This is a genomic window from Alcanivorax sp. HI0044 (genome assembly GCF_001634945.1).
In genome coordinates this window covers 1-687 of record NZ_LWEZ01001731.1, presented here as the reverse complement: position 1 = coordinate 687, position 687 = coordinate 1, and the positions used below count along the sequence as shown (strand labels likewise).

Below are 687 nucleotides of genomic sequence, written 5' to 3'. Positions count from 1 at the left end.
GTCTGTTCATCGAACGTGGCCCCCAGAATGTGACCATGCGTCAGATCGCCAGCGAAGTGGGGGTGAGCCCGATGACGCCCTACCGCTATTTCCGCGACAAGGATGACATTCTGGCCACCGTCCGCGCCGCCGCCTTCAACCGCTTTGCTGCCACACTGGAAACCGCCGTGGCCAGCGCCCCCGACGCCCGCAGTAAAGGCCGCGCCGTGGGTGATGCCTACGTGGGGTTTGCCAAGTCGCACCCCGCTGCCTACCAGCTGATTTTCTCCTTTTCCCAGCCCGACGAAGACCGTTACCCGGAACTGCAGGCCGCCAATGGCCGTGCCCAGGAAACCATGGTGGGCTATGTGCGCGAGATGATTGAGGCTGGCCTGCTCAAGGGCGATGCCCAGCTGATCGGCTATATGTTCTGGGCCAACCTCCATGGCATCGTGGTGCTGGAACTGGCCAGCGGCCTGCGCGGCATGGACGGCGACACCCTGCGCGAGAAGATCATGCGCACCCTCTACGCCGGCATGCAGGTCACCCCGCCCACTCTGGATTCCTGACCAATCCGCTCAATCCCCACATCGGCAGACTTGACTCTATAAATGTACGGTGTAAATTTTACTTCGTATATTTATCCCGCCGGGTCGTGTTTCCGGTGGCCCGGACCCTGCCCCGCGTTAATACCGGGGCCCAGCATGA

Annotated in this window: 1 protein-coding gene; it reads left to right on the top strand. The window is 61.9% G+C overall.

Going from position 1 to position 687, the window contains the following annotated elements:
* Positions 1 to 548 (top strand): TetR/AcrR family transcriptional regulator (locus A3730_RS26025; RefSeq protein WP_063539285.1); only part of this gene is annotated, 548 nt, incomplete at its 5' end.
* Positions 549 to 687 lie beyond the last annotated feature (139 nt).